The sequence below is a fragment of the Streptomyces sp. GQFP genome (assembly GCF_021545335.1).
Lineage (GTDB): Bacteria > Actinomycetota > Actinomycetes > Streptomycetales > Streptomycetaceae > Streptomyces.
Genome location: NZ_CP089312.1, coordinates 4,019,571 through 4,044,554 on the forward strand (window position 1 = coordinate 4,019,571; position 24,984 = coordinate 4,044,554).

General features: G+C 68.9%; 29 protein-coding genes. 14 read left to right on the forward strand and 15 right to left on the reverse strand.

Annotated elements, in window-relative coordinates; translation table 11 throughout:
* Positions 1-404: 404 nt before the first annotated feature.
* From LUX31_RS17735 to LUX31_RS17750, 4 genes are all read left to right on the forward strand, one after another.
* Positions 405-1,421 carry a sugar ABC transporter substrate-binding protein gene (locus tag LUX31_RS17735; RefSeq protein ID WP_235475755.1) on the forward strand — a complete coding sequence of 339 codons (1,017 nt, stop codon included), beginning with the start codon at positions 405-407 and terminating at the stop codon, positions 1,419-1,421.
* A gap of 224 nt (positions 1,422-1,645) precedes the next feature.
* On the forward strand, positions 1,646-2,659 hold the full coding sequence (locus tag LUX31_RS17740) for an ABC transporter permease (RefSeq protein ID WP_235475756.1): 1,014 nt from the start codon (positions 1,646-1,648) through the stop codon (positions 2,657-2,659).
* Positions 2,656-3,492 carry an ATP-binding cassette domain-containing protein gene (locus LUX31_RS17745; RefSeq protein WP_235475757.1) on the forward strand — a complete coding sequence of 279 codons (837 nt, stop codon included), beginning with the start codon at positions 2,656-2,658 and terminating at the stop codon, positions 3,490-3,492. The genes LUX31_RS17740 and LUX31_RS17745 overlap by 4 nt, the downstream gene beginning before the upstream one ends.
* 73 nt (positions 3,493-3,565) lie before the next feature.
* Positions 3,566-4,588, forward strand: a complete 1,023-nt coding sequence (locus LUX31_RS17750) for a LacI family DNA-binding transcriptional regulator (protein WP_235475758.1) — start codon at positions 3,566-3,568, stop codon at positions 4,586-4,588.
* Positions 4,589-4,691: 103 nt separating this feature from the next.
* Here LUX31_RS17750 and LUX31_RS17755 read toward each other — a convergent pair whose 3' ends face one another.
* From LUX31_RS17755 to LUX31_RS17775, 5 genes are read right to left on the reverse strand one after another with little or no spacing between them, the layout of a single operon-like run.
* Entirely contained in the window at positions 4,692-5,021 is a 330-nt protein-coding gene (locus LUX31_RS17755) for a DUF6087 family protein (RefSeq protein WP_235475759.1), read from the reverse strand.
* Positions 5,022-5,059: 38 nt separating this feature from the next.
* Positions 5,060-6,247 (reverse strand): ATP-grasp peptide maturase system methyltransferase, encoded by a 1,188-nt coding sequence (gene tgmC, locus LUX31_RS17760; protein WP_235475760.1) that lies wholly within the window; start codon positions 6,245-6,247, stop codon positions 5,060-5,062.
* Positions 6,237-7,202, reverse strand: a complete 966-nt coding sequence (gene tgmB / locus LUX31_RS17765) for an ATP-grasp ribosomal peptide maturase (protein ID WP_235475761.1) — start codon at positions 7,200-7,202, stop codon at positions 6,237-6,239. The genes tgmC and tgmB overlap by 11 nt, the downstream gene beginning before the upstream one ends.
* Entirely contained in the window at positions 7,199-7,504 is a 306-nt protein-coding gene (tgmA, locus tag LUX31_RS17770; protein WP_235475762.1) for a putative ATP-grasp-modified RiPP, read from the reverse strand. Before tgmA ends, tgmB begins: the two co-directional genes overlap by 4 nt.
* A gap of 28 nt (positions 7,505-7,532) precedes the next feature.
* Positions 7,533-7,970, reverse strand: a complete 438-nt coding sequence (locus LUX31_RS17775; protein WP_328285668.1) for an ATP-binding protein — start codon at positions 7,968-7,970, stop codon at positions 7,533-7,535.
* 179 nt (positions 7,971-8,149) lie between these two features.
* Between LUX31_RS17775 and LUX31_RS17780 the strand changes: the two genes are divergently transcribed.
* Both LUX31_RS17780 and LUX31_RS17785 read left to right on the forward strand, forming a co-directional pair.
* Complete coding sequence (locus tag LUX31_RS17780; RefSeq protein WP_235475763.1) at positions 8,150-9,409, forward strand: helix-turn-helix domain-containing protein; 1,260 nt, start codon at positions 8,150-8,152, stop codon at positions 9,407-9,409.
* Entirely contained in the window at positions 9,394-9,924 is a 531-nt protein-coding gene (locus tag LUX31_RS17785) for a GNAT family N-acetyltransferase (RefSeq protein ID WP_235475764.1), read from the forward strand. Before LUX31_RS17780 ends, LUX31_RS17785 begins: the two co-directional genes overlap by 16 nt.
* A 526-nt stretch (positions 9,925-10,450) precedes the next feature.
* On the opposite strand, the gene LUX31_RS17790 is transcribed toward LUX31_RS17785, so the two are convergent.
* Positions 10,451-10,654: a hypothetical protein gene (locus tag LUX31_RS17790; RefSeq protein WP_235475765.1), complete on the reverse strand. Its 204-nt coding sequence runs from the start codon at positions 10,652-10,654 to the stop codon at positions 10,451-10,453.
* A gap of 106 nt (positions 10,655-10,760) precedes the next feature.
* Here LUX31_RS17790 and LUX31_RS17795 point away from each other — a divergent pair, with 106 nt between their 5' ends.
* Genes LUX31_RS17795 through LUX31_RS17805 form a run of 3 tightly spaced genes read left to right on the forward strand, consistent with a single transcriptional unit; the run spans position 10,761 to position 13,345 of the window.
* Positions 10,761-11,069 carry a transposase gene (locus LUX31_RS17795; protein WP_235475766.1) on the forward strand — a complete coding sequence of 103 codons (309 nt, stop codon included), beginning with the start codon at positions 10,761-10,763 and terminating at the stop codon, positions 11,067-11,069.
* On the forward strand, positions 11,066-11,986 hold the full coding sequence (locus tag LUX31_RS17800; protein WP_235475767.1) for an IS3 family transposase: 921 nt from the start codon (positions 11,066-11,068) through the stop codon (positions 11,984-11,986). Before LUX31_RS17795 ends, LUX31_RS17800 begins: the two co-directional genes overlap by 4 nt.
* Before the next feature lie 51 nt (positions 11,987-12,037).
* Positions 12,038-13,345, forward strand: coding sequence for a hypothetical protein (locus tag LUX31_RS17805; RefSeq protein ID WP_235475768.1), 1,308 nt, complete (start codon positions 12,038-12,040; stop codon positions 13,343-13,345).
* Positions 13,346-13,373: 28 nt separating this feature from the next.
* Here LUX31_RS17805 and LUX31_RS17810 read toward each other — a convergent pair whose 3' ends face one another.
* The 4 genes from LUX31_RS17810 to LUX31_RS17825 form a co-directional block, all read right to left on the reverse strand.
* Positions 13,374-14,240, reverse strand: coding sequence for an MOSC N-terminal beta barrel domain-containing protein (locus tag LUX31_RS17810; protein WP_235475769.1), 867 nt, complete (start codon positions 14,238-14,240; stop codon positions 13,374-13,376).
* Positions 14,241-14,263: 23 nt separating this feature from the next.
* Positions 14,264-14,671: an ArsI/CadI family heavy metal resistance metalloenzyme gene (locus tag LUX31_RS17815; RefSeq protein WP_235475770.1), complete on the reverse strand. Its 408-nt coding sequence runs from the start codon at positions 14,669-14,671 to the stop codon at positions 14,264-14,266.
* Positions 14,672-14,797: 126 nt separating this feature from the next.
* The gene (locus LUX31_RS17820; RefSeq protein WP_235475771.1) at positions 14,798-15,538 is read right to left on the reverse strand and encodes an aquaporin; all 741 of its coding nucleotides are present in this window, start codon (positions 15,536-15,538) and stop codon (positions 14,798-14,800) included.
* Positions 15,535-15,849 (reverse strand): ArsR/SmtB family transcription factor, encoded by a 315-nt coding sequence (locus tag LUX31_RS17825; protein WP_235475772.1) that lies wholly within the window; start codon positions 15,847-15,849, stop codon positions 15,535-15,537. The genes LUX31_RS17820 and LUX31_RS17825 overlap by 4 nt, the downstream gene beginning before the upstream one ends.
* A gap of 81 nt (positions 15,850-15,930) precedes the next feature.
* Here LUX31_RS17825 and LUX31_RS17830 point away from each other — a divergent pair, with 81 nt between their 5' ends.
* Positions 15,931-16,362, forward strand: coding sequence for an arsenate reductase ArsC (locus tag LUX31_RS17830; protein WP_235475773.1), 432 nt, complete (start codon positions 15,931-15,933; stop codon positions 16,360-16,362).
* Between the two features lie 83 nt (positions 16,363-16,445).
* Positions 16,446-17,078, forward strand: coding sequence for a precorrin-8X methylmutase (locus tag LUX31_RS17835; protein ID WP_235475774.1), 633 nt, complete (start codon positions 16,446-16,448; stop codon positions 17,076-17,078).
* Positions 17,079-17,091: 13 nt separating this feature from the next.
* Here LUX31_RS17835 and LUX31_RS17840 read toward each other — a convergent pair whose 3' ends face one another.
* The 4 genes from LUX31_RS17840 to LUX31_RS17855 form a co-directional block, all read right to left on the reverse strand.
* Complete coding sequence (locus LUX31_RS17840) at positions 17,092-18,210, reverse strand: HoxN/HupN/NixA family nickel/cobalt transporter (RefSeq protein ID WP_235475775.1); 1,119 nt, start codon at positions 18,208-18,210, stop codon at positions 17,092-17,094.
* 114 nt (positions 18,211-18,324) lie between these two features.
* Positions 18,325-19,083 carry a cobalt-precorrin-6A reductase gene (locus LUX31_RS17845; RefSeq protein WP_235479961.1) on the reverse strand — a complete coding sequence of 253 codons (759 nt, stop codon included), beginning with the start codon at positions 19,081-19,083 and terminating at the stop codon, positions 18,325-18,327.
* Positions 19,084-19,142: 59 nt separating this feature from the next.
* Entirely contained in the window at positions 19,143-19,718 is a 576-nt protein-coding gene (locus LUX31_RS17850; RefSeq protein ID WP_235475776.1) for a GNAT family N-acetyltransferase, read from the reverse strand.
* Positions 19,719-19,749: 31 nt separating this feature from the next.
* The gene (locus tag LUX31_RS17855) at positions 19,750-20,982 is read right to left on the reverse strand and encodes an AI-2E family transporter (protein WP_235475777.1); all 1,233 of its coding nucleotides are present in this window, start codon (positions 20,980-20,982) and stop codon (positions 19,750-19,752) included.
* A 242-nt stretch (positions 20,983-21,224) separates the two neighbouring features.
* Here LUX31_RS17855 and LUX31_RS17860 point away from each other — a divergent pair, with 242 nt between their 5' ends.
* From LUX31_RS17860 to LUX31_RS17875, 3 genes are all read left to right on the forward strand, one after another.
* Entirely contained in the window at positions 21,225-22,442 is a 1,218-nt protein-coding gene (locus LUX31_RS17860) for an acyltransferase family protein (protein ID WP_235475778.1), read from the forward strand.
* A gap of 60 nt (positions 22,443-22,502) precedes the next feature.
* Positions 22,503-23,003 carry an NUDIX domain-containing protein gene (locus LUX31_RS17865; protein WP_235475779.1) on the forward strand — a complete coding sequence of 167 codons (501 nt, stop codon included), beginning with the start codon at positions 22,503-22,505 and terminating at the stop codon, positions 23,001-23,003.
* A gap of 946 nt (positions 23,004-23,949) precedes the next feature.
* Positions 23,950-24,180, forward strand: a complete 231-nt coding sequence (locus LUX31_RS17875) for a hypothetical protein (RefSeq protein ID WP_235475780.1) — start codon at positions 23,950-23,952, stop codon at positions 24,178-24,180.
* A gap of 198 nt (positions 24,181-24,378) precedes the next feature.
* Here LUX31_RS17875 and LUX31_RS17880 read toward each other — a convergent pair whose 3' ends face one another.
* Positions 24,379-24,969 carry a 3'-5' exonuclease gene (locus tag LUX31_RS17880; RefSeq protein WP_235475781.1) on the reverse strand — a complete coding sequence of 197 codons (591 nt, stop codon included), beginning with the start codon at positions 24,967-24,969 and terminating at the stop codon, positions 24,379-24,381.
* Positions 24,970-24,984 lie beyond the last annotated feature (15 nt).

Consider the following 24,984-nt stretch of genomic DNA (forward strand, 5'->3'; position numbering starts at 1 on the left):
ACCGGCTCAGGCGAGGAGTGTCATCGTTGACTTGTGTCATCGCTGACATCGAGTGGCCCGATGATGGAGGCAATCCGGCCGACGCGTCAACGGTTCGGCCACGATGGCCTGTTGAGCGGCACGCTCGCCCGTCAGGCGCGGTCGGCTGCAGCGAGCTGCTTCTCTGACGGGCGTACGGGCACCCCGGTCACGCGGGAGGGCGGCTGACGGACAGTCACGGTGGGTGCCCGCCGCGGGTGTTTGCCAATTTGTGACGAGCGCGGGGCATTGACGTTTCCGGGAGGCGGAGTCCATCATCCTCGCCAGGCGGTGTCAACGATGACATAAGTCAACGATGACACTCCGGGGCGGTGTGCTCTGATCGATCCCACTTCCGTGCCGCTCGCTATCCACAGGAGCCGATGATGTCTCGTACCACTCGCCTGTCCTCCTCCCTCCTCAGAGTCGCCGCCGTCTCGGGCGTCGCGGCCCTCACCCTGACGGCCTGCGGGTCCGGCTCCGGATCGAGCTCGTCGAGTTCCGGCTCGGGCGAGATCAAGGTCGGTCTGATCACCAAGACCGACACCAACCCGTTCTTCGTGAAGATGAAGGAGGGCGCGGAGAAGGCCGCCAAGGAGAACGGCGTCCAACTGTCCACCGCGGCGGGCAAGTTCGACGGGGACAACGCCGGGCAGGTCACCGCCGTCGAGAACATGGTCGCCGCCGGGGTCAAGGGCATCCTGATCACCCCGAGCGACTCCAAGGCGATCGTGCCCGCGATCGAGAAGGCCCGCGCCAAGGGGGTTCTGGTCATCGCCCTGGACACCCCGACCGAGCCGGAGAGCGCGGTCGACGCCCTCTTCGCCACCGACAACCTCAAGGCCGGTGAGCTGATCGGCGAGTACGCCAAGGCCGCGATGGCGGGCAAGACGGCGAAGATAGCCGCGCTCGACCTCGCGCCGGGCGTCTCCGTCGGCGTCCAGCGCCACGACGGTTTCCTGAAGGGGTTCGGCGCCACCGACAAGGACGTCGTGTGCGCCCAGGACACGGGCGGCGACCAGGCCAAGGGCCAGACGGCGATGGAGAACTGTCTCCAGAAGGAGCCGGACATCAACGTCGTCTACACCATCAACGAGCCGGCCGCGCTGGGCGCGTACACCGCGCTGAAGGCCAAGGGCCGGGAGAAGGACGTACTGATCGTCTCCGTCGACGGCGGCTGCACCGGCACGCAGGCCGTCAAGGACGGCAAGATCGCCGCGACTTCGCAGCAGTATCCGTTGAAGATGGCCGCGGAGGGTGTCAAGGCGGTCGTGGCGTACGCGAAGGACGGTACGAAGGCGTCCGGGTACACGGACACCGGGGTCACGTTGATCAGTGACAAGGCGCAGGGCGGGGTGGCGTCGAAGGACACCGTCTATGGCCTGGAGAACTGCTGGGGCTGAGCAGAGCGCTCCGCTGGGGGGCGCGGAGTTTGCTGCGGCCCGGTGGGGGCTGGTCGCGCAGTTCCCCGCGCCCCTGTCGGGGCGCTGTCGCGCGCCCGACTTACCAGAGCCGCCCCAATCCGCCGTCCCTCGCCCCCCCCACCCCCACCCCCACCCCCACCCCCACCCCCACCCCCGTCCGCCGTTCGCCGACCCGGACATCTGTCTTCCGACAAGGAATTCGCATGACAGCCACGATCACACCCCCGGGCGCCTCCTCCCCCTACTCGGAGCTCAAAGCACCCAGCACGGCTCGCAGACTGCTTACGGCGCCGACCACCGGGCCTCTGGTCGCGCTTCTCCTGGCCTGTGCCTTCTTCTCGCTCTCGACCGATCAGTTCCTGACCGGCGGGAACTTCTCGCTGATCGTGCAGCAGGTCATGGTCGTGGGCACCCTCGCCATCGGGCAGACCCTGATCATCCTGACCGCCGGGATCGACCTGTCGTGCGGGGCGGTGATGGCGTTCGGCAGCATCGTGATCGCCAAGATGGCCGCCGAGGGGTCTCTGCCCCCGCTCGTCGCCATCGCCCTCGGGATCGGCGTCTGTGGTGGGTTCGGGCTGCTCAACGGGCTGTTGGTGCAGAAGATCCCGTTGCCGCCGTTCATCGTGACCCTCGGCATGCTCAACGTGGCGTTCGCGCTGACCCACATCTACTCCGAGGAGCAGACGGTCAGCAATCTGCCGGGCCCGCTGACCGCCCTCGGCGAGACCTTCCCCCTCGGCCACACCGACATCACCTACGGCTCCCTCGTCACCATCGCCCTGTTCCTGCTCTTCGCCTACGCCCTGAGCAGCACCGGCTGGGGCCGGCACGTGTACGCGCTGGGCAACAGCGCCGAGGCCGCCCGGCTGAACGGCATCCGTACCTCCCGCCTCACCATCGGCATCTACACCGTGGCCGGCCTGCTGTACGGCATCGCCGCCCTGCTGCTCATCTCCCGTACCGGAGTGGGCGATCCGCAGGCGGGGCAGACCGACAACCTCGACAGCATCACCGCGGTGGTCCTCGGCGGCACGAGCCTCTTCGGTGGACGCGGGTCGGTGCTGGGCACCTTCATCGGCGTCCTCATCGTCGGTGTGTTCCGCAACGGGCTCCAGCTGATGGGCGTCGCGTCCATCTACCAGACCCTGATCACCGGGGTCCTGGTGATCCTCGCGGTGACCGTCGACCAGCTCTCCCGGAAGAAGGCCCGATGACCGCCACCGGCACCCCCACCCCTGTCCTTCAGGCCCGCGGTCTGGTCAAGCGGTACGGCCAGGTCACCGCCATCGACGGCGCCGACTTCGACCTGCTGCCCGGTGAGGTCCTCGCCGTCATCGGCGACAACGGCGCGGGCAAGACCAGCCTGATCAAGGCGCTCACGGGTGCCGTGACCCCCGACGCGGGCGAGATACGGCTGGGCGGCGAGCCCATCACCTTCTCGGGGCCGCAGAGCGCTCGCGCCCACGGCATCGAGACGGTCTATCAGGACCTCGCCGTGGCCGCGTCCATGGACATCGCCTCGAACGTGTTCCTCGGGCGCGAACTCCGCCGCCCCGGCGTCCTCGGCAGTGTCTTCCGCATGCTCGACAAGAAGCGCATGCGCCAGGAGGCCGCCGAGCACATGGCCGACCTGAAGATCGGTCTGCGCTCGCTGACGCAGTCGGTGGAGACCCTCTCCGGCGGTCAGCGGCAGGCCGTCGCGGTCGCCCGTTCCGTCGCCTGGGCCAGCTCCGTCGTCGTCATGGACGAGCCCACCGCCGCGCTCGGCGTCAAGGAGTCCGGCCAGGTCCTGGACCTGATCCGCCGGGTCCGTGACAAGGGCATGCCGGTCGTCCTGATCAGCCACAACATGCCGCACGTCTTCGAGATCGCCGACCGGATCCACGTACACCGCCTCGGCCGGCGCGCCGCCGTGATCAAGCCCTCCGACTACTCCATGGCCGAGGTCGTCGCCATCATGACCGGCGCTCTCACCGTGGACGCGGCCGGAGATACTGTCGTAGCGGATTCCGAGGCGGCGAAGGCCGCGGGAGTCCAGGCCACCTGACAGCACAACCCGGCTCTTCTGGTGTCCGGCCGAGGCCGCGGCCGGAACCGAGAGCCCACAGGACGGTTTCTCCATGGCAGCGAACCGCCGCCCCACCCTGACCGATGTCGCCCGAGAAGTCGGTGTCAGCGCCAAGACGGTCTCCCGAGTCCTCAACGAGGACGGGCCCGCTTCCGCCAGGACCAGGGAACAGGTACTGGCCGCAGTCGCCAAGCTCGGCTTCCAGCCGAACCTGATGGCCCGCAACATCCGCGTCGGCGGACCCGACACCACGGTCGGACTGGTCATCCCGGACCTCGGGAACCCCTTCTTCGGGGCCGTGGCCCGGAGCATCGAGGACACGGTCCGCGACCGGAACCTGACCCTGCTGATGGGCTCCTCCGCGGACGACCCCGTACGCGAACGCGCCCTGACGGACAAGTTCCTCGCCCGCCGCGTCAGCATCCTGATCGTCGTACCGTCCGTCGGCGCGGACCACTCCCACCTCAAGTCCCAGCGTACGGCGGGACTGCCGGTGATCTTCCTCGACCGACCCGGAGTCGGCCTCGCCACGGACAGCATCGTCAGCTCCAACCGCGCCGGCGCCCACGACGGTGTCGCCCACCTGATCGCCCACGGACACCGGCGCATCGGCTTCGTCGGCGACCTGCCCCCGAAGCTGTACACACGCCGCGAACGCCTGGCCGGCTACCGCTCTGCGCTCCAGGAAGCCGACATCCCCTACGACCGCGCGCTCGTCACCAACGCCCACGACCAGCAGGGCGCCGAGGCCGCGACCGCCCAACTCCTCGGCCTGTCCGATCCTCCCACGGCCCTGTTCGCCGGCAACAACATGATGGCGCTGGGGACAGTCGCCGAACTCGCCCGCAGCAAACGCAAGGACGTCGCCGTCGTCGCCTTCGACGACGTGGCGCTCGCCGAGGCACTCGAACCGGCCCTGACGGTCGTCGCCCAGGACGCGGAAGAACTCGGCAGGACAGCGGCGACCACCGCCCTGACCCGACTCGACGGCGACCGCACCCGCGCCCGCACGATCACCGTCCCCACCCGCCTGATCGTCCGCGGCTCGGGCGAACAGCCCGCGCCGACGCCGTAGGCGAGGGCACAACTGGCCGTGACTAGGGGTTTCACTGGTGGCGGGCGGGGCTTTCAGGTCACGCCCTTGTTGTGCGCCTGCTGGTTGCGCCTGAGCGTCGCCGCTATCGCGCCCGGCCATCGCCTTCCGGCCTGGGGGCCTGTGGCTTGCGGTGCCTGCCGGTGCCGGAACCGAGCGGCTTCCTCTCCCGCCCCGGCGTCGAGGTCGGGGGCTCGCCGGACTCCGGGTAGAGAAGTGCCTTCGCCGCAGCCAGGTTCGCGGCGAACCCGTACGGCTCCCATGTGTGGCCGTTCCACCGCTCGATGGCTCGGGGCGCCTCCGGGTGCAGATGCGATCCGCCGGGACCGTCGCCGGAGACGACCGGCACGGCACGCAGTCGGCCGATCCGCGCGTCGCGGCGTTCCGCCCAGTCCTTCAGCGGTTCGTCGTCCATCCTGGCGTCCTCGTTGTCGGGGGTGACTGTCTCAGGACTCAGGAGGGTAGCGGCCACTGCGGGCCGCTCGGGTTCCCGAGCCAGACGGCCTGTGCGTCGCGGGACACCGTGACGCCGAACGCGGCGGTGCTCGGTGAGCCGTACTTCTCCCAGATGGCCACCGCCGACTCGACCGCGTCCCAGAGACGACGCGGGCCACCCTGGCGGACCTGCCAGCCGCCGTCCGTGGGAGCGAGGACGGCGAAGGACCCGGTGACAGCGTCCAGCACGTACGTGCTCACCGGTCCGGCGTCGACCGGCATGGAGAAGAAACGGGCGTCCGGCGCCGCCAGCTGCGCCATGAAGCCCGGTCCGGAGCGGGTGAGGACCCCCGGCCCGTACGTGGCTTGCCTCGTCGTTCCGTCGTCAGGCCCAGGGATCATGCCGAGGCTCTCCGGCGCGTCCTGCTGGCGGGCGATCATGAAGCTCGGGTCGTCCTCGCTGAACCAGCCGCTCGCGCTGTCGCCGGTGACGATGAGCTTGACCAGGCCGAGGGAGCGCATCCAGCCGCGCAGGGTGGTGAGGATGACGCCGCCGGGCACCACCTGTTCCAGCCAGGCGGGAGGGATGTTGCGGAAGCCGCAGGTGGCGATCAGCCGGTCGTAGGGGGCACCGTCCGGATGGCCGACGCGGCCGTCGCCCACCAGCAGGTGAGGGGAACGGCCGGACGTGGCGAGAGCATCGCGGGCTCGCCGTGCCACGCCCTCGTCCGTCTCGATCGAGGTCACGCCTTCAGCGCCGAGTCGGTGGCACATGAGCGCTGTCGAGTAACCGGTACCCGTCCCGATCTCCAGGACGTTCATGCCCTCGTGCACATCCAGGTCTTCGAGCATCCGGACGACGAGGCCCGGCAGTGTCGACGAGGAGGTGGGCGCCGCGTTGCTGATCGGCTTCGGGTCTGACCAGTCGATGTCCCTGCCGTCGAACTGGGTCATCCACGTCTCGTCGGTGTAGACGAGCCGAAGCCACTCCTCCTGGCCGACGGTCTCCGGTGTGACCGGCTCCCAGGCGGTGACACCGGGAGCGTCGCTCTCCCGGTAGAAGCGGGGAAGGAACACATGGCGGGGCACGGCTTCCACGGCGGCCCGCCACTCCGGCGACCGGATCCAACCGTCCCTCTCCAGTCGCCGGGCGAGTTGCCGCCGGAGGTCGGCCGCGACCGCCTCGATATCGGGCTCACTCGTCACGGAGTCCTCCTTCCAGGAGATCGGCGAGTGCGGATGTCATGGGCAGACCGGTGGGTGGCTCCATCCATGCCCACTGTCCCGAAGGGTTGCACTCGATGAAGACCCACTCGCCGGCGTCGGTCAGGGCGAAGTCGAAGGCCCCGAAGACAAGCCGGAAGTGCTTCAGATAGGCACGCATCGCCCGCTCCACAGCAGGCGGTGCGACCAGAGGCGTGTAGGTGTGAGTGCCGTAGTCCGTGCGCCAGTCGAGGAGCCCGGAGTCGATCCGCACCGCGAAGATCTGCTCGCCGATCACCGTGACACGGACATCCGCGACCTTGTCCACACGCTTCTGGAACAGGTGCATGGTGCCGGTCACGGAGTCGTCGATCTCCTCGGCGACCACCTCGGCCACCGGTACCGTCTGGGCCTTGCCGTCGACTACAAGGAGCGGAACGGAGATCGGCTTGAAGACGGCCGGGCCGTGCTCCTCGATGAACTCCCGTGCGTCGTCGGGCACGTTGGTGATCAGAGTGGGCGGCACGACGAAACCGGCCGCCACGGCGGCGGCGAGCCCGGCGGGCTTGTACTCGGCATCGCCGATCCGGTTGGGATGGTTGACGTACAGGCAGCCGGGCAGCGAGGTCAGGATGCCGCCGAGCCCGTAGCGGGCCTGGGCCACGGCGAACCGCTCGTCCTGCTTGTCTAGGTGGGGAAAGCAGAACCCGGAGGGGCGCCGGTAGTACATGGACCGCACCGAACCCAGTGCGGCATGTCGGCTCGGCGTCTGCACGCTTCCGCTCCAACTGTCCGTACAGCCACCGATGGCGGCCGAACACGACAGCGAGGCGGGAAAGTCACCGGAGTCGAACCGCACGACCGGGACACCCCGGTCGTACAGCTCGGCGATCACGAAGTCCGCGGTCGGGTCGTCGAGGTTCGTGAGGACCAGGACCGGACGGTCGTCGTTCGTCACTGGTCGGTGTCGTTCCCCGTGTCGCTGTCGGGGGCGTCGCCGCCGGCACGGTCCCCCTGACCCGTGGTGCCGGTCGCGGGGTTCGTGCCGGATGACGTGCCGTGCCCCGGGGACATGGCCGGCGCCCCGGAGGAATCGAAGTACCGGGCGCTCTGCGTCACCGGATCCAGCTCCACCCTCGCGTGGTCGGCGGCCTCAGCGGGCGGATACGGGGCGATGCGGCGCAGGCCCCAAGGGGCCGCGGTCAGGTGTCCCTGCGGCAGCGGGCTGCCGGTGGGAAAGCGATCCATGTAGTTGAACACGGTCTTCCCTTCGCTTCGGAAATTGCTGCTACGTCGACTGCCCTACTGCTCGCCCGGCACCTCCAGCTCGGCCCACACGACCTTGCCCCAGCGCTTCCGGTCGTATCCCCATCGCCGGCTCAATGCCCTCGACAAGGAGCAGACCTCGCCCCTCCTCGGCGTCCTCACCAGGGCGGCCCGTCTCGGGGCCTTCGTTGCAGGTGTCGGCGACCCCGATACGCACGGCGTTCTCGGTCGGACGCGTGACCAGGACGCGGACGTGGCGGGACCGGCTGTGGTCGATGGCGTTGTTGACGAGTTCGGCCACGATCTGCACCCCGACCTCAGCCAACTCCCCTATGCCCCAGGCGTTCAGGGCAGCGGAGACGAGCAGACGGGCCCGACGAGCGGAGAGCGGCTCGCACGGCATCGTCTCGGTGTAGCCGGGCCTGCCGGACTCGACAGGTCTGGCTGTGGTCGTGGTCATGGCACATCCCTCCGGGATGGACTCCCGCCCCTCGACGGGCTGATACCGAGTCAACGACCTGCGGCCCCGGAGGAACAGGAAGGGTCGGGCTCCCACCGGCCGCACCGAACCGGAAGACTTTGCGTCCCCGTGACCTGAGGTCTGGTTCGGTCGGTGACCGCCCGTCTACGGTCGGTTGCATGGGAGCGAACGCCATCCTCAAGAGCCGGATGGAAGAACTCGGGCTCACCCAGGAAGAATTGGCAGGTCGGATGAACTCCGCACTGGCAGAGATCACTGGCAGACCCGGCGATGTCTCCGCCCGCACGGTCCGTAACCTGCTGAACGGAACCTCCCGTCGTCCCATCGGACGTACATGTGCGGCGCTGGAGCGGGTGTTCGGGTGCCCTGTCGAGGACTTAGGGTTCAGCGCACCACGCACCATGCACCACCCGCAGGAGGACCCTGTGCGGCGTCGCACCTTCATCGCCTCGGCCACCGGTACCGCAGCCGCTGCCGCTGCCGTTCCGTTGATCGCCCAGCGCCGCGCGGTCGGTATGGCGGACGTGGCCCGAGCGGCTGCCGGGATGAACGCACTCGTCGAGGCCGACGATCGCCAGGGCGGGCATGGGGAGTTGGAGAAGGCAGCCGTCAAGGGCCGTAACAGCGTGCTGGAGTTGCAGCAGCGCAATGCCGGCGAACGCGTCCGCCGGGCCCTGTACGCACTGGCCGCCGAGTATTCCACCATCGCGGCCTGGTCCTGCATCGACGCCCGCAACCTCGACCAGGCGCAGCGACACCTCAACGAATCCGCGACATACGCCGGCCTCTCCCAGGACGGCCCGACCGAGATGCGGGTGTGGGTCAACCTCTCGATGCTCGCCTACCAGCGGCAGAACTGGCCCGAAGCGCTCGCGGCGGCACAGGCCGCGCAAGCCTCCTCGACAGCCCGTCGAGACCCGTTCTTCGACTCGCTGGCTCGGGCCCGTGCCGCCCTCGCCTACTCGGCGCTCGGCGACGGCCGTACCGCAGTACGGTCCCTCGGCGCCGCCCAGGACGCATTCACCAGGACACCCGAACGCGAGCGCCCGCGCTGGACCGCTTTCTACGGCCAGGCCGAACTCGACCACCTCGGCGCCGTTGTCCACTACAACAGCGGACACCACACCCACGCCGAGGCCATGGCGTACCGCGCCCTGGCCAAGATCCCGACCGCCTTCCGGCGCAACAGGGCACTCGCCACAACCCAGCTCGCCCTCGCACAACTGCACCAGGGTGACGCCGAACAGGCCGTGGTGACCGCCGCCGACGTCTTCACGATCATGGGTGGCGATCCCCTGCCCGGCCGTATGCGCACGCTCATCGGCGACTTCCACCGGGGCCTGTTCGTCCTGGCTCCTTCTGCCTCCTACGCCCGGGACTGGGCGGACCGTATGCGAACCGATTGGAGTCGAGCGTGACCGACCTGCGTCACTTCCAGCACGGAAACCTCCCCAAGGGCTTCCGGCAGCTGCTCATCGACGTCCACGCCGACGCTTACGCCGACCAGCTGGACGACCCCTTCCACCAACGCTTCGCCTGGTTCGTCGACCACTGGTCGGGCATGGACGGCTTCTCCTGCGTCGTGGCCTACGACGCCGACGAACCCGTCGGGTTCGCGTACGGCGCCCCGCTCGCCCCGGGACGGGAATGGTGGCGCTCCACCGCGTACGAACCGAACAACGGCCATTCCTCCACCTACGCCGTGTCCGAGGTGATGGTGCGCCCGAGTTGGCGCAAGCAGGGCATCTCCGAACGCCTTCACGAAGCCCTGTTGAAGGAGCGCACCGAAGACCTCGCAGTACTCCTGGTCGACGTAACCCACCCCAAGGTGCAGGCGCTCTACGAGTCGTGGGGGTACGCCAAAGTGGGCGAACAACAACCCTTCGCCGACTCGCCGGTGTACGCAGTCATGACCAAGAGCCTCCGAAGCTGACCACTCACGGTGACGAGTCTGCCGGTGGTGTCGCCTCAACCTCCGCTCGATCAGGAGTCATTCACGACGCATGAGTTGGGCAAGTAGTGCCACCACCGCAGTGGCTACCGCCAAGGCCGCCCCGACTTCGGGTGAATGCAGGGTCAGAGCGGCGACGAGGACTCCGACAAGCAGGAGGACTACGAGGCGCACACTGATCTGTTCCATGAGGATCTACCTTCCGTGTGGCACTGATGGCACTGACTCTTGTGCATCCAGCGTGGGTGCCTCACGAACGGCCCTGACGGCCCAAGACGATCGCTGACGACATCGGCCAAGAACAGCCGCTGAACGACGAGCGTGACAGATCCTGACGCTGTGAGCGCGGGCGGCGACGCGCCTGATCCACAGGACCTGACACAGAGCCATCAAGGGAGCAGAGACGGTGGTTGCCCAGCCATGGAAGCGGCCCGAGTTGGCTGCCCGGCCTGATCTGAAGAAGCTGAACGATGAACTCCACGATCTGCGGCTGGACGCGGGGCTCCCGTCAGCGCGGACCATTCGCGACCACATCGGCAAGGACGCGCAGGATTACTGGATCGTGAATCATCAGGCAGTGCTGGATGCCTTCCAGAAGCCGGATCTCCCGCCGTGGGGCCGCCTTGACGCCGTCGTCCGCGCCCTGGCAGAAGTCGGTCGGCACAACGACGTAGACGGCGAGGTCAACCGTTTCAAGGGCCTGTGGAAGCAAGTCGTCAGTGAAACAGTCGCCCAAGCATCGGTACATCTGAGGTTCCCCCGAGATGCGAGGAAAGGTGACAGCAGGTCAGATGGGTCTCATGAGAGGAGCCCAGACGATGCCTGCCCCGAGGAAGTACCCCCTGGAGTTGCGTGAGCGTGCGGTGCGGATGTACCGGACTGCCGAGCCGAAGCCCGTGATCCGCCGCATGGCCGAGGAACTCGGCGTGCATCACGAAGCCCTGCGGAACTGGATCCGGCAGGCCGAGGCCGATACCGGCGAGCGGGATGACCTGCTCACCACCGAAGAGAAGAACGAGCTCGCCCAGCTGCGGCGCGAGGTGCGGGACCTGCGCCGTGCCAATGAGGTCCTGCGGACGGCCTCGGCTTTTTTCGCCGCGCAGCTCGACCCGACCCGGCCCAGGTGAGAGCGCTCCTCGACGAGCACCCGCACCTGGGGGTCGAGCCCGTACTGCGGGAACTGCACATCCCCTCCTCCACCTACTACCGCTGGCGCCAGGCCGAGAAGGACCCCTGCGAGCGAATCCGCCAGGACACCGAGCTGACCGGGCAGATCCGGCAGATCCACCAGGATTCCGGCGGGATCTACGGATCGCCCAGGATCCATGCCGTCCTGAAGCGCGAGGGCGTCCACGTCGGCCGCAAGCGGGTCGAGCGGCTCATGCGCCAGGCCGGCCTGGCCGGGATCAGCCCCCGCAGGAGCAAGGGCTTCACCCGCCGCGACCCGGACGCCGATCTCGCCCCTGACCTGGTGCAACGCGACTTCACGGCACCCGCACCGAACCGGCTGTGGGTCACCGACCTGACCATGATCCCCACCCTGGAGGGGCCACTGTGGCTGTCGGCGATCCGCGATGCCTTCTCCCGCAGAGTCGTGGCCTGGGAGACCTCCGCCCACGCGGACGCCGACCTGGTCCTCACCTCGCTCGAGTACGCGCTGGCCAGCCGAGAGGTCGCCCCCGGCAAACTCGTCCACCATGCCGACCACGGCACGCAATACACATCCATCAAGCTCACAACACGCCTGGTCAGAGCAGGGATCCAGGCGTCCATGGGCTCGGTCGGCGACTCCTTCGACAATGCCCTGGCCGAGAACCTGTGGATGCTGGTCAAGACCGAGTGCATCCGCGGCCGCGTCTTCGCGACCAGGGCCGAGGCGAACCTCGCGCTCTTCGAGTACATCGACGGCTTCTACAACCCCCGCCGCATCCAGAAGCGTCTCGGCTACCTCAGCCCCGTCGAGTTCGAGGAGAAGCACTACGCCGACCAGGCAACGGCCGAACCAGTGAACCTGAAACCACGTCAACCCGCCCTGACCTGCTAGTCAGCCACTCCCGCACAGCGGGGGAACCTCAATCCTCCAGCAGACAGCACGATGCCTGCCGTCAACGACGACGCGGACGACACGACTGGCTCGTCCGAGGACTCACCCAAGCAGGAAGCCAAGGATTCAAGCGGACGGGCAGCGGAAGAGCAATCGGCTGGCACGGAGACGCATTCCGGCCCTGGCCGGGGCACTGCGCAGTCCAACTACGCGGAGGAATCCTTGAAGGGGCTGATCCTCAACGCGGCACAGGCCCTTTGGCACGACAAGGATGCGCTGAGAGTGTTTCTCGGTGTGGTGCGCCGCAGTAAGGGCTTCGCCAGGATGGCTGATGCCGCAGAGGAGCGACGGCCGGCGAACGCGACTTTCTACGGTGTAAGAAGCAGAGAGTTCGAGGTGCCCGACTCTCCGGCGCGATTAGAGCTGGTCACGCTGCATCGCTGTCTTGACGAACACAGGCTGAAGCTCAAGTGGTCCTTCACCTACCTGGAGAAGCAGACGGGCGTCTCGTCAGATGCGTGGATCCGCTGGCACACCCACGATGAGCTGCCCGTGCGTGAGGCGATCGTCGCGTTTTCTCACGTGGCGCGGCTGACGCTAGAAGATCACGTTCTGTTGCTCGGCTTGTGGGACGCGGCCCATGATGCCCTGGAGGTACAGAAACGCTCTGACGCGTTGCCGTCGAGTATCAGCTTCAACGAGGCATGGGCCATGCGCGACCCGGCTGCACCGAGGCTGTGGGCACTTGCGGGTGTCGGAGGAGACAACCTGGCTGCGCATGGCCCTGATCTGGCCTCTGGTACAGCCCCCGCGTTCGTCGTGGCCGGCCCGGCAAGGTCAGGTCGCTCCACGGCGCTGGTGACCATGGCACGCTCTCTGCTGAAAGCTGGCATTCCGCTCGTGTTGGCCACGCCCAGGCCGTCGCCTCTACGAGAGCTGACTGGCCAGGAGGGCGTGCTGGCCTACTTCGATCAGGGCGACATCGGGCAGGACGAGCTTGAAAGCCGAGTGTCTGTGGCGTCTGCTGAACGGCCGATAGTCGTCGTGATGGACGACGCGGAATCCTTGGGTGAGTGCAGTGCCTGGCGAGTTCTGCGAAACCTTTTGGAGCACGGCTTTGACGAAGGTACGGCGCTGCTCCTGGCAGGCGATGAAGACAAGCTCCGGACGAGCTACCGCTGGCTGGACGGGGCGCGGAAAGCCCACCGCGGCCTCCTCCTGTCTCCTCAAGACCGCCATGCCGGTGATTGGATCGGCATCAGGACGGGAAACTCCGTCATCGGCAACCCAATCACTCCAGGCCGAGGTTGGCTCCACCTCGGGGACGGCAAACTTCTGGCAGTGACCGTGCCGCGGTAAGGGTTGCCCTTGATCGGAGGCAGCCCTTCTACGAAGGCAACGGCAGCTTCTTGGTCACGCCCACCGAACGGTGTCGCCGAGCCTGATCCGACCCGGGGCGACGACCTGTGCGTACGCTCCGGCGCAGGGCATCGGGGCCATGGAGTCCAGCGGGACGACCCGGTTGTGCTCGGCCAGCACCCGCAGGGCGGCCGTGTTCGGCGGTACGGGGCCGTGCGCGAGGGTGGGGGCCGTGCGCGAGGGTGGGGGCCGCGCAGCGTGGGGTGCGGGCGATGACGTGGAGGGTGAGGTCGTCGCCTATGTGGAGGGTGCGGCCGGGCCAGTCGTTCTCGGGGAAGCCGGTGTCGTCGGGTGTGTCGATGACGATGTTCGGGCGGTAGCGCACGGCGTCGGCGGCGCCCGGGGCGCGGGTGTCGATGCGGGCCAGGGCCGCCGTGGTGAGCAGGTGGACGGGCGCGTAGTCGACGAATGTGCCGGCCGGGGCCGCGCTGCCGATGTGGCTGATGTCGATGCCGATGTCCGTGGCGCCGCGCAGGAGGTCGTCCGGGCGGGCTCGGTCGAGGGTCGGCTGCGCGGGCGGGGTGTCGGTCAGGGTTACGTCGCGGCCGATGAAGTCGGACAGGTGGTGGTCCGCGTCCGGGTCGGTGGAGTGCCACACCTCGCCGTCCGGGGCGGTGATACGGACCGCCCCGGCGCCGAGTTGGGCGGTAAGGGTCAGTAGACGGCCCCATCGGCGTGGGTGTTTGGCGCTGGCGATCTTCCCCGTCTCCGTGTCGACGAGGGCGAGCCGACGGTCGTGGGCCAGGCCGTGCCCGGTGACCTCCGTGGCCGTGATCGCCTCGCCCAGCAGGGATTTGACCGGGTAGCGGCACCGGCTGCCCACCGTTCCGATCACGATCGCTCCGTTCGCCGCCCGGATCAGCAGCAGGTGCTGCCCTGCTGCTTGGCCAGGTTGTCCGCGTCGGCCTTGACGACGTACACCTCCCAGGGTTCCTGGCCGGGGCCGTGGACCCAGACCTTGTCCTGGAGGGCGTAGCAGCAGGTGGTGTCGTCCTCCACGTCGGTGGCGAGACCGGCCTCGCCCAGGCGGGCGGTGGCCGCGTGGACCGCCTCGGTCGTCTCGACCTCCACCCCCAGATGATCCATGCGCGTCGCCTCGCCCGCCGCGCCTTCGATGAGGACGAGCTTGAGCGGCGGCTCCGCGATCGCGAAGTTGGCGTAGCCGTCGCGGAGTTTGGCGGGTTCGGTGCCGAAGAGCTTGCTGTAGAAGGCGATGGACGCGTCGAGATCGGGGACGCGGAGAGCGAGCTGTACGCGGGATGACATGACGAATCTCCTTGATTGCGTGGGAGCCCAGGAGCCCAGACGCCCAGACGCCTTACTTCGATATCTATCAATTCCCTGCGGCCCAGCATCCCACCTGATTCGACAAGCGTCAACATAGATAGCTATCTAATCAGTTCGCCTGCGCCGGAAGACGACCTCCACCAGCGCCAACCCCACCACCCCGCCCACGAGCTGCGCACCGATGAACCCCGCCACCGACCCCGGCGCGATCCCCGCGAACGTGTCGCTGAAAGTCCGGCCGATCGTCACCGCCGGGTTGGCGAACGATGTGGACGACGTGAACCAGTAGGCGGCGCCGATGTACGAGGCCACGGCCACGGGGGCGTACTGGAGGCGGTCGGTGCGGGCCAGGCCGAAGATCAGGAGGATCAGGCCGGCGGTGGCCACCACCTCGCCAAGCAGCAGATGACCGGCCGAGCGGTCGTGCGTGGACCACTCCACCAGCGGTTCGCCGAACATCGCGTCGGCGAGGATCGCGCCCGCGATCGCACCGACGATCTGCGCGGGGACGTACACCGCGACCTCGCGAGCCGTGACGCCGGCGCCGCCACCGCGTCGGGCCGTCCACCACTCGGCGAGGGTGACGACCGGGTTGAAGTGCGCGCCCGAGACCGGGCCGAGCAGCAGGATCAGGATGCCTAGGCCGAAGACGGTGGCGATCGAGTTCGCCAGCAGTTGCACCCCTACGTCCGTCGTCAGCTCGGTGGCCTGGATGCCCGAGCCGATCACGATCGCGACGAGGAGTGCGGTGCCGAGCAGTTCGGCTGCCGCCCTGGATATCAGCGGGCTCGTCGCGGGCGCCGTCGGGGCTGTCGTTGCCGTCGTTGCCGTCGTTGCCGTCTTCAAGGACAGGACCTCTTGATGTTGTTCTCGGCGGTGGCCCGCGCGGTCTCCGCCAGGTCGGCGAACTGGCCCGCGAGGGAGGCGATGACGTCGGGCTTGAGGCGGTAGTAGAGGAACCGGCCGCAGGGTTCCGTCTCCACCACCCCGGCCTCGCGCAGCACCTTCAGGTGGTTGGAGAGGTTGGTCTGTCTGGCACCCGTCTCCTCGATCAGGTGGGTGCTGCAGAGCGTCTCCTTCGCGAGCAGGGTGACGATCCGGAGGCGGAGCGGATCCGCGAGAACCCGCATCAGATCAGTGTCGACTGACTTCAGCATGGACTGATACTTTCACATCACTCCGAATATGCCCATGTGAAGACGCGCACCATGAAGTACGCACATATGAAAGAAGGGCCCATGTCCTCCAGCCCGCTCAGCCCGCTCGCCTCCGTGCTGTTCGTCTGTGTCCACAACGCCGGGCGCTCGCAGATGGCCGCCGGTTTCCTCGACCACCTCGCGGGCGACCGGATCGAGGTCCGTTCCGCCGGTTCCCTCCCCGGCGACCAGGTCAATCCGGCCGCCGTCGAGGCCATGCGGGAGGTCGGTGTCGACATCGCCGGTGCCACGCCGAAGATCCTCACCACCGAGGCCGTCCAGGCGTCCGACTACGTCATCACCATGGGCTGCGGCGACGCCTGCCCGATCTTCCCCGGCAAGAAGTACCTCGACTGGGACCTGGCGGACCCGGCCGGCCAGGGCGTCGAGGCCGTGCGCCCCATCCGCGACGAGATCAGGGACCGTATCGAGGCCCTGATCGCCGAGATCGACGGCGCGAAGCGGGAGGCGTGATCCCGCCCCACGACGACCAGAGGCAAGATGTGACAGCAGCCATACCGCACATCCGACGACCCTGACGCAGTGAGAAGAGCGCCGTGACCACGTACGACTACGAGAAGGACGGCGCGGCCATCTACCGTCAGTCCTTCGCCACCATCCGCGCCGAGGCCGACCTCGCGGGGCTGCCGGCCGACGTCAGTCAGGTCGTCGTCCGGATGATCCACGCCTGCGGGATGGTCGACCTCGTACGGGATCTGTCGTACACGCCCGGTGTCGTGGCCAGCGCCCGTGAGGCGCTGCGCGGCGGCGCGCCGATCTTCACCGACGTACGGATGGTCGCCAGCGGCGTGACCCGCAAGCGGCTGCCCGCCGGGAACGACGTGCTGTGCACCCTCACCGACCCGGCCGTCCCCGAGCTGGCCGCGAAGCTCGGGACCACGCGCAGTGCCGCCGCCCTGGAGCTGTGGCGGGACCGGCTGGAGGGGGCGGTTGTCGCTGTCGGCAACGCGCCGACCGCGCTCTTCCGGCTGCTGGAGATGATCGAGGAGGGTGCGCCACGGCCCGCCGCCGTCATCGGCGTCCCGGTCGGGTTCGTCGGTGCCGCCGAGTCGAAGGAGGCCTTGGCCGCGCATCCGTCGGGGCTGGAGCACATCGTCGTACGGGGGCGTCGCGGGGGCAGTGCCATCGCCGCCGCCGCGATCAACGCCATCGCGAGTGAGGTGGAGTGAGCGGAGTGGGCTGTCAGCTCTTCTCGGTCGCCGGGGTCGGCTGCGTCGCCAGGCCCGCCGTCCACTTCTCCTCGATCCTGCCGACCTTCCACACCAGCAGGGCCAGCGCCCACGTCGCGAAGAACAGCCCGACGATGGCGTAACCGATGATGTTGAGGTCCAGGCCGGAGACCCAGTCCCAGAACGGGCCGTGCAGGTCCGCCTGTTCGGCGATCAGGCCGAGCAGCTCCACCGTGCCGATGATGAGCGCGACGGCGACCGACAGGCCGGTGATCGTGAGGTTGTAGTAGACCTTGCGGACCGGCTTGGAGAAGGCCCAGCCGTACGCGAAGTTCATGAACGAGCCGTCGATCGTGTCGAGCAGCGACATGCCGGCCGCGAAGAGGACCGGCAGGCACAGGATCGCGTACCAGGGCAGGCCGGAGGCCGCGCCCGAACCCGCGAGGACGAGGAGCGCGATCTCGGTCGCCGTGTCGAAGCCGAGGCCGAAGAGCATGCCCAGCGGGTACATCTGCCACGGCTTGGTGATCGACTTCATCAGGCGGCCCAGGAGGCGGTTCATGAAGCCCCGGTTGTTGAGCTGCTCCTCCAGGGCCTCCTCGTCGAAGTGGCCGGTGCGCATCTGGCGGAAGACCTTCCAGATGCCCGCCATGATCACGATGTTGATGATCGCGATGACGTAGAGGAAGGTCCCGGAGACCGTCGTACCGATCCAGCCGGTGACGTTGTGGAGGTCCGAGTTGTCGTCCGCGACCGGGCCCGACAGGGCCTTGACGCCGAGGGAGAGCAGGAACGCGAGCGCGAACACGATGCTCGAGTGGCCCAGCGAGAACCAGAAGCCGACCGACAGCGGGCGTTGGCCCTCGCTCATCAGCTTCCGGGTGGTGTTGTCGATCGCGGCGATGTGGTCGGCGTCGAAAGCGTGCCGCATGCCGAGCGTGTAGGCCGTGACGCCGATGCCGATGCCGAAGGTCCTCGTGCCCAGGCTGTAGTGCTCCGGGGCGACGATCACCACCAGCGTGAACCAGCCGATGACGTGCAGCGCCAGGATGAACGCGGCCATCCCGCCGAGGCTCGTCCACTCCTTGCGGGTCATCGAGGTGCGGATGCGCTGCCGGGGAGCGGTGGTCATGGGGGACGGGCCTTACCTGTCGACGGGACGGCCGCCTTCAGCCGCACACCACAGGTTTCTGCATAGAGGTTGCAAGTAGAAGAAGAGGGCGGCAAAGCCCGTGCAAGGTTTCCGTCAGGCAGGTCTCAGCAGTTCGCCGATCCAGCCCGCCGCCGTCTCCGGGTCGGCCGCGACCGGCACGCCCTCCGGTACGGGTGGCCGGCGGACCATGACCACGGGCAGCCCCGCCTCCCGCGCCGCCGTCAGTTTCGGTGCGGTGGCCGCTCCCCCGCTGTCCTTGGTCACCACGACGTCGATGCGGTGGCCGAGCAGCAGCTCGCGCTCGCCGTCGAGCGTGAACGGGCCGCGGTCGAGCAGCACCTCCATCCGGGCCGGGTGCGGGGGCTCCGGTGCATCCACGGAACGTACGAGGAACCACAGGTCGTCGAGCGCGGCGAAGGAGGCCAGGCCCAGGCGCCCGGTGGTGAGGAACACCCGTCGGCCGAGGGCGGGCAGCAGGGTCGCGGCCTCTTCCAGGGAGGTGGCCTCGTGCCAGTCGTCCCCTTCCACCGGGGTCCAGCCGGGGCGCCGCAGCGCGAGGAGCGGGACCTGGGCCGTGGCCGCGGCACGCGCCGCGTGGAGACTCATCGTGGCGGCGAAGGGGTGCGTGGCGTCGACCAGCACATCCACCCGGTGCTCGCGCAGCCACGCGGCCAGCCCCTCCGCTCCGCCGAAGCCGCCGATCCGGACCTCGCCGGGGGGCAGCCGGGGGCCGGCCACGCGTCCGGCGAGGGAGCTGGTCAGGGTCAAGTCGGGGGTGGGGTGCAGCAGTTCGGCGAGGCGGCGGGCTTCCGCGGTGCCGCCGAGGATCAGTACGTGCGGGGTGGTGGTCATGGCGTGCGGGGTGGTGGTCATGGCGTGCGGGGTGGTGGTCATGGCGTGCGGGGTGGTGGTCATGGCGGTCCGTGTCCGTCCTTCCGTGCCCGCGTCCGCGTCCGCGTCCGCGCCGGGTACTCCGACGCGAGGAGGCCGAAAAGAACGTCGTCGGTCCACTCCCCCTTGATCCAGGTGCTCCGCACGAGGTGGCCCTCGCGGCGGAAGCCCACGCGTTCCAGCAGCCTCGCCGAGCGGACGTTACGTCCGTCGCAGGCGGCCGAGACCCGGTGCAGCCCCTCCTTCACCAGCAGGAACTCCACCGTCCGCGCGACCGCCTCGCTCGCGTACCCCCGCCCCTGGAACTCCGGCGCGAACGTGAAACCCAGCTCCGCCTGGCGCCCGTCGTCGCTCCGGCACACCCCGACATCGCCGATCAGTCCCGGTACGTCCAGCCGCTCGACGGCGTACTGGAACCACCCCGGATCACGCGGATCCCCGGCCGAGAGCGTGGCCGCCAGCCGCTCGGCCTCCGCCGACGGCACCGGCGACTCCCACGACTGGTACCGGCTCACCTCGGGGTCCGAGCGGTACGCGGCCAGGGCGGGCGCGTCCGCCGGGGTGAACCGGCGGAGCCGTAGCCTCGCTGTCTCCATGCTCGTCACCGTGCCCGCCGCTTCCCGTCCGTCATGAGCGAAGCGGCGAGCCGCCCTGGTCGCCGGCGGACTCGTACCGCCCCCGAAGTTCCGAGAGCACCCCGAAGGCCGCCGCCGTCAGCGGTACGGAGAGGAGCATGCCGAGGATGCCGGCGAGGGAGGCGCCGGCGGTGAGGGCGAGGAGGATGACCGCCGGGTGCATCTGGAGCGTACGGCTCTGGATCATCGGCTGGAACACGTTGCCCTCCAGGACCTGGACGAGGGCGACCACCCCGAGGACCCACAGCGCGGTGGTCAGCCCGCCGTCCGCGAAGGCGACGAGGACCGCGACCGCGCCCGAGAGGAGGGCTCCGAGGTAGGGGATGTACGCGCCGATGAACACCAGCGCCCCGAGCCCGACGGCGCCCGGCACCCCGATGATCAGCAGACCGACGGTGATGCAGACGGCGTCGATGAACGCGACGATCGTCGTGCCCAGCATGAAGCCCTCGATCGCCTGGAAGGCGCGGCGGGCCATGACCTCCAGCGTCGGGCCGGTGCCCCGGGGCGCGAGGGTGTGCATGGAGGCGACGGCCCGGTCGGAGTCCCGGAGGAAGAAGAAGAGGAGCAGGATCGCGAGCGTGCTGGTGGCGATCACCTCGGTGATCAGGCTGACGCCGCTCAGCACCCCGGAGACCGCGGTACCGCCGAAGTTGGACAGCAGGTTCTTGGCGTTCGCGGCGAGGTCGTCCAGGGAGTTGCCGACCACGTCGAAGCGCTCGCTGAGGTCCTTCGCCGCGTCCCGCACCGAGTCGATGATCTGGTCACCGGTGTCGACGAGGGCGTTCACCACGATGTACGCGGCCCCGCCCATGACCAGGATCACAGCGGCGCAGGTCAGCGCGGCGGCGAGGGACTTGTTGAACTTCATCGCGACCAGCCGCCGGTAGAACGGCCCGAGCAGGGCCGACAGCAGCAGCGCGAGCAGCACCGGCGTGACGGCCGTCTGGAACGTGATGCAGAACCACACACCCACGGTGATCACACCACTCACCAGGAGCAACAGCACGCTTCCGGCGGCGATGCGCCGGGCGGGCTCCGAGAAGAGGGGGCCGCCGCCACGGCTGTCGGCAGGGGCAGGGGTCCTCGTGGGCACACCGGTGGTACGCACGGTCGTACGCGTGCGGTGTACGCGGTGTATCCGCGCACCTTGCTGCCCCGCCCGCCCCGGCTGCCTGGTGCGGCCGCCGCCGACTCCTCGAGGTGCTCCCGTAGGGCTGTTCATCCTGTTTTCGTCTCCGCTCACGCGTTTGACCGCTGTCCGCGGCGACAGAGTAGACCTGCGCGGGACCCGTGGGGTTGAGCGGTCGGGGGAAGCGTGGGCGAAGGAAGGGTGGAGGACAGGGAGGGTGGAGGAAAGGGAGGGTGGAGGACAGGTGGAGGCGCGGTGGCCGGAAAGCCGCGCAGAAGCTGTGGGGACCATAAGACTTTGTGTGACGCCGCCGGGGCTGGGCAGGCGCGGTCGTTATGAGCACTCCCACCGACCCGAGCACCGTAGAAGAGGCAGAAGCGCCAGAAGTGGCGGACGAGGCCGCCAAGCAGAGCCCGCGGACCGCGACCGTACGTACGGCCGAGCCGCGGCGCAGATCCGGCGGTGGCGGGCGGGGCTTTCCGTCGGCGTTGCGCGGTGGTGGGCGGGTGGCGGGGCTGGACGGGCTGCGGACGGTCGCTGTCGTCCTGGTGATCGTGTACCACGTGGCGCCGGGCCCGCTGCCCGGCGGCTCGGTGGCGGTGGACGTCTTCTTCACGCTCAGCGGCTTCGTCATCACGCGCCTGCTGATCGCCGAGTACGCCCGTACGGGCCGTATCGGCCTGCGGAGGTTCTACCGCCGACGCTGGCTGCGGCTGGGCCCGGCCCTGCTGCTGATGTGCGCGGTCACGGCACTCCTCTCCCTGGCACTGCCGCTGCCGCTGTTCGACGGGGCGTGGACGGCGGCGGCGCTGGCGGCGCTGTCGATCGTCAACCTCGTACGAGCGGGAGAGCCGGGCCCGTACTCGGACGTCACCTCAGCTCTCAGCCACACCTGGTCCCTGGGAGTGGAGGAGCAGTTCTACTTGGCATGGCCCCTGCTCCTCCTGTTCCTCCTACGGCACACCACGGCACGGAAGGTGCTGGCCTGGGTCGCGGCACTGTGCGTACTGCCGCTGCTGTGGCGCCTCGCCCTCTGGGACCCCACGGCGGCGCACCGCATCTACAACGGCCCGGACACCCGCGCGGACCAGCTCCTGATCGGCGCCCTGCTGGCCGTACTCCTGGCCCGCCTACGAGCCGACGACCCCCGACTCGCACTCCTGCGCCGCTGGGCGAACCGCCTGTGCTGGCCGGCGCTGGCCCTGCTGGGCCTGATCGCCTGGCAGATCCCGATCGCGGGGGCGAGCGCGTGGAACCCCGTCTGGTACACGGCCGGTTTCATGGTCGCCGCGGTCCTTTCGGCAACGGTGGTGGCGGCATTGGACCTGGCCCCAGGCTCCTGGCCCTCCCGCCTGCTGTCGCTCGCGGCGCTGGCCTGGGTGGGCCGCAACCTCAGCTACGGGATGTACCTGTGGCACTACCCCGTCATCCGCCTCCTCTCGGACCTGGGCGTAACCGACGACCACCTGCTCCCGGCGGGCCTGGCGGCGACGGGGGTGGCGGCGCTGGTGTCGTACGTGGTGGTGGAACGGCCGATGTCGCGGCGGGCGTGAGCCCGGGGTGGGCGGCTCTCGGGGGCGATGTCAGTGGGCGGCCCTAGACTCCGCCGCACCATGACGAACAACGACCCCGCAACCCTCAACACCCTGAAGCCGCCCCTCGGTTCGATGACGGTGCTCGTCGCGGCGGTCATCGTCCACGACCGGGCGGCGGGCCGGGTCGTCCTCCTCCGGCGCGGCCCGAACGCAAGGTTCGGCCAGGGCATGTGGGACCTCCCCATGGGCAAGAGCGAACCCGGCGAGCCCATCACCGAGACGGCGGTACGCGAGCTGTACGAGGAGACGGGCCTGCGGGTGCCCCCGGAGTCCCTGTCGGTAGCCCACCTCGTCCACGGCGCCCAGGGCGCCGAGACCCCGAACGGCTACCTCACGGTCGTCTTCGCCACCCACACCTGGACGGGCGAGCCGGAGAACCGGGAACCCGAGAAGCACGCGGAGGTCTGCTGGGCGGAAGTGGACGCGTTGCCGGGGGAGTTCGTGCGGTCGAGTGCGGGGGCGCTTCGTAGTTATCTGGGCGGTGGCGGGCTGGAAATATCGCTGGCCGGGTGGCGGTAGTCAGGGACTAGAATCGCAATCTTCGGCTGGCGGAAGCCACCTGGAGTCCCCTGAGGCTGTGCCGACACGATGAACCCGACCACGGACCCGGCAACGACGAACCTCGACAACGCCGCTCCCGCCCGACTCCGGCTCGATCGTGCCCTGGACGACTTGGCCGTCGCCTTTCGCGGTACGACCGCACGCGCCGACGAGGTCCAGTGCGACTGCCACTGGGGCAGCGAGGCAGAACTCGCACTGCTGAAGGTCCCGGACGTGGAACTCGACCCGGACCTGCTGTACCGCACCTGGTATGCCTTCGACTGGAAGGACCACGGAGCTGTACTGCGCCGCATCCTGCCCCAGTTCGCCAGAGCGCTGACAGGCGGCCTCGTGGAGCCGTACCTCATAGACGAGGTCGGACGTTCGTTCTCGCAGGGCGGCTGGCACCGGTGGCCCGTGCGCCAGAGCACGGCTGTGGAGGAGTTCCTGCACGCCTGGTGGGCGTACAGCCTCACCGACCCGGACCCCGTCGTCCCCGTACACGAACTCCTCGGACTGTGCGCCGAGGCCTCGGGCACCATCAGCCCCTGGCTCACGGTCTGGGAGGCACTCGATCACCCGGTGGCCGACCGGCACTTGGCGGAGGCGGCTGACCACTGGGAGCACGACCTGCTGGGAGACGAACTTCCCTGGCGGATGTGGGAGGACGAAAACGCGGACGCCATGCGCACCGAGCTGAGGGCCTGGCTGGTCCACCATGCCCCCGCACGGCTGCGAACCCAGGACGCGACGGCCGAGACCGAGGAACTCCTGCACCGGGTACGGCTGATGGGCCTCACCGGCCCCGCCCGCTGGAGGACCCGCACTGGCCCAACCACCGCTACTGATCCTGATCGTGATACCGAGGTCGCGCCGGGACCTTGCGGGCCGGGATTCGGACGGCCACGCCCCTACCCTCTTGCCGATGACGCTGGTCGAGGCGTACGACGGACGGACCACCGAGCAGCGTTGGGACTGGGTGCTCTCCCGCGTTGGCGTCGCTACGGTCGGCAAGGAAGAGGCTCGGCGGCTCCTGGCCGAGGCCGTGCTCGCCGTCATCGCACGTCAGCAGAAAGGGCAGGTCACCGTATTCACCTCAGACGTGGACGACCTGGAGAGGCTGCTTCCCGAGACCGTCACCGTCAAGAAGGTGTAGCCCGGGCCCGGGACAGCTCGATTCTGAGTATCCGGTTTCGAGCTGGTCGCGTGGAGCGCCCCGGCAAAGCCTGCACGCCCCCTACGGGCCACCGCCCGAACGCTCAACGTCCCTAGGTGGTCGGGCCTCGGTGCGTCGAGAACCAGCCCGGCGACCTGCAACTTCAGGTTGGAAAAGGCTGAGTCCTTGACCACCGCCCTAGACGACCGCGTCCGTGACCGGCCACGCCCCACGCCCCACCAGATCAAGAACGAGCGCGGCGATGTTCCACGCGTCGTCCTCACCCCGGTGATGGCGTCCCTCCAGCGGCAGGCCAGCGATCTGGAGGGCCTGGCTCATGCCGGGTTTTCTGCGCAGTCCGTAAGCCTCCGTGAACACGGCCTTGGCGTTGGTGTGGGTGCGTTCCGTCGGATAACCGAACGGGTAGGCCACCCCGTCGGCCTGGCTCTGCCGGGCGAACTGACGGCGGTCGTACTCGCCCCAGCTCGCCCAGGGGCGCTCCCCGGCCCCGTACTCCTCGACGAGAACCCGGCACGCCTCGGCGAAGCTGACGCCCCGTTCCACCTCGGCCTGCGTCAGGCCGGTCAGCTCGGTGCAGAACTCACTCACCCTCGACCGGACGGGCCGGACCAGAACCCGGTGCCGGGACACTCGGCGGCGTGCGGACACGTCCACGACGGTGAGCCCGATCTCGATGATCTCGTTCACGGAACCGGGCGGCGGCTGTCCGTCCCAGCAGGTCGCTTCTACGTCAATGACGTTGAGGAGGGCGGCGGATTCGGGGCGCATGGACCGAGGGTAGGG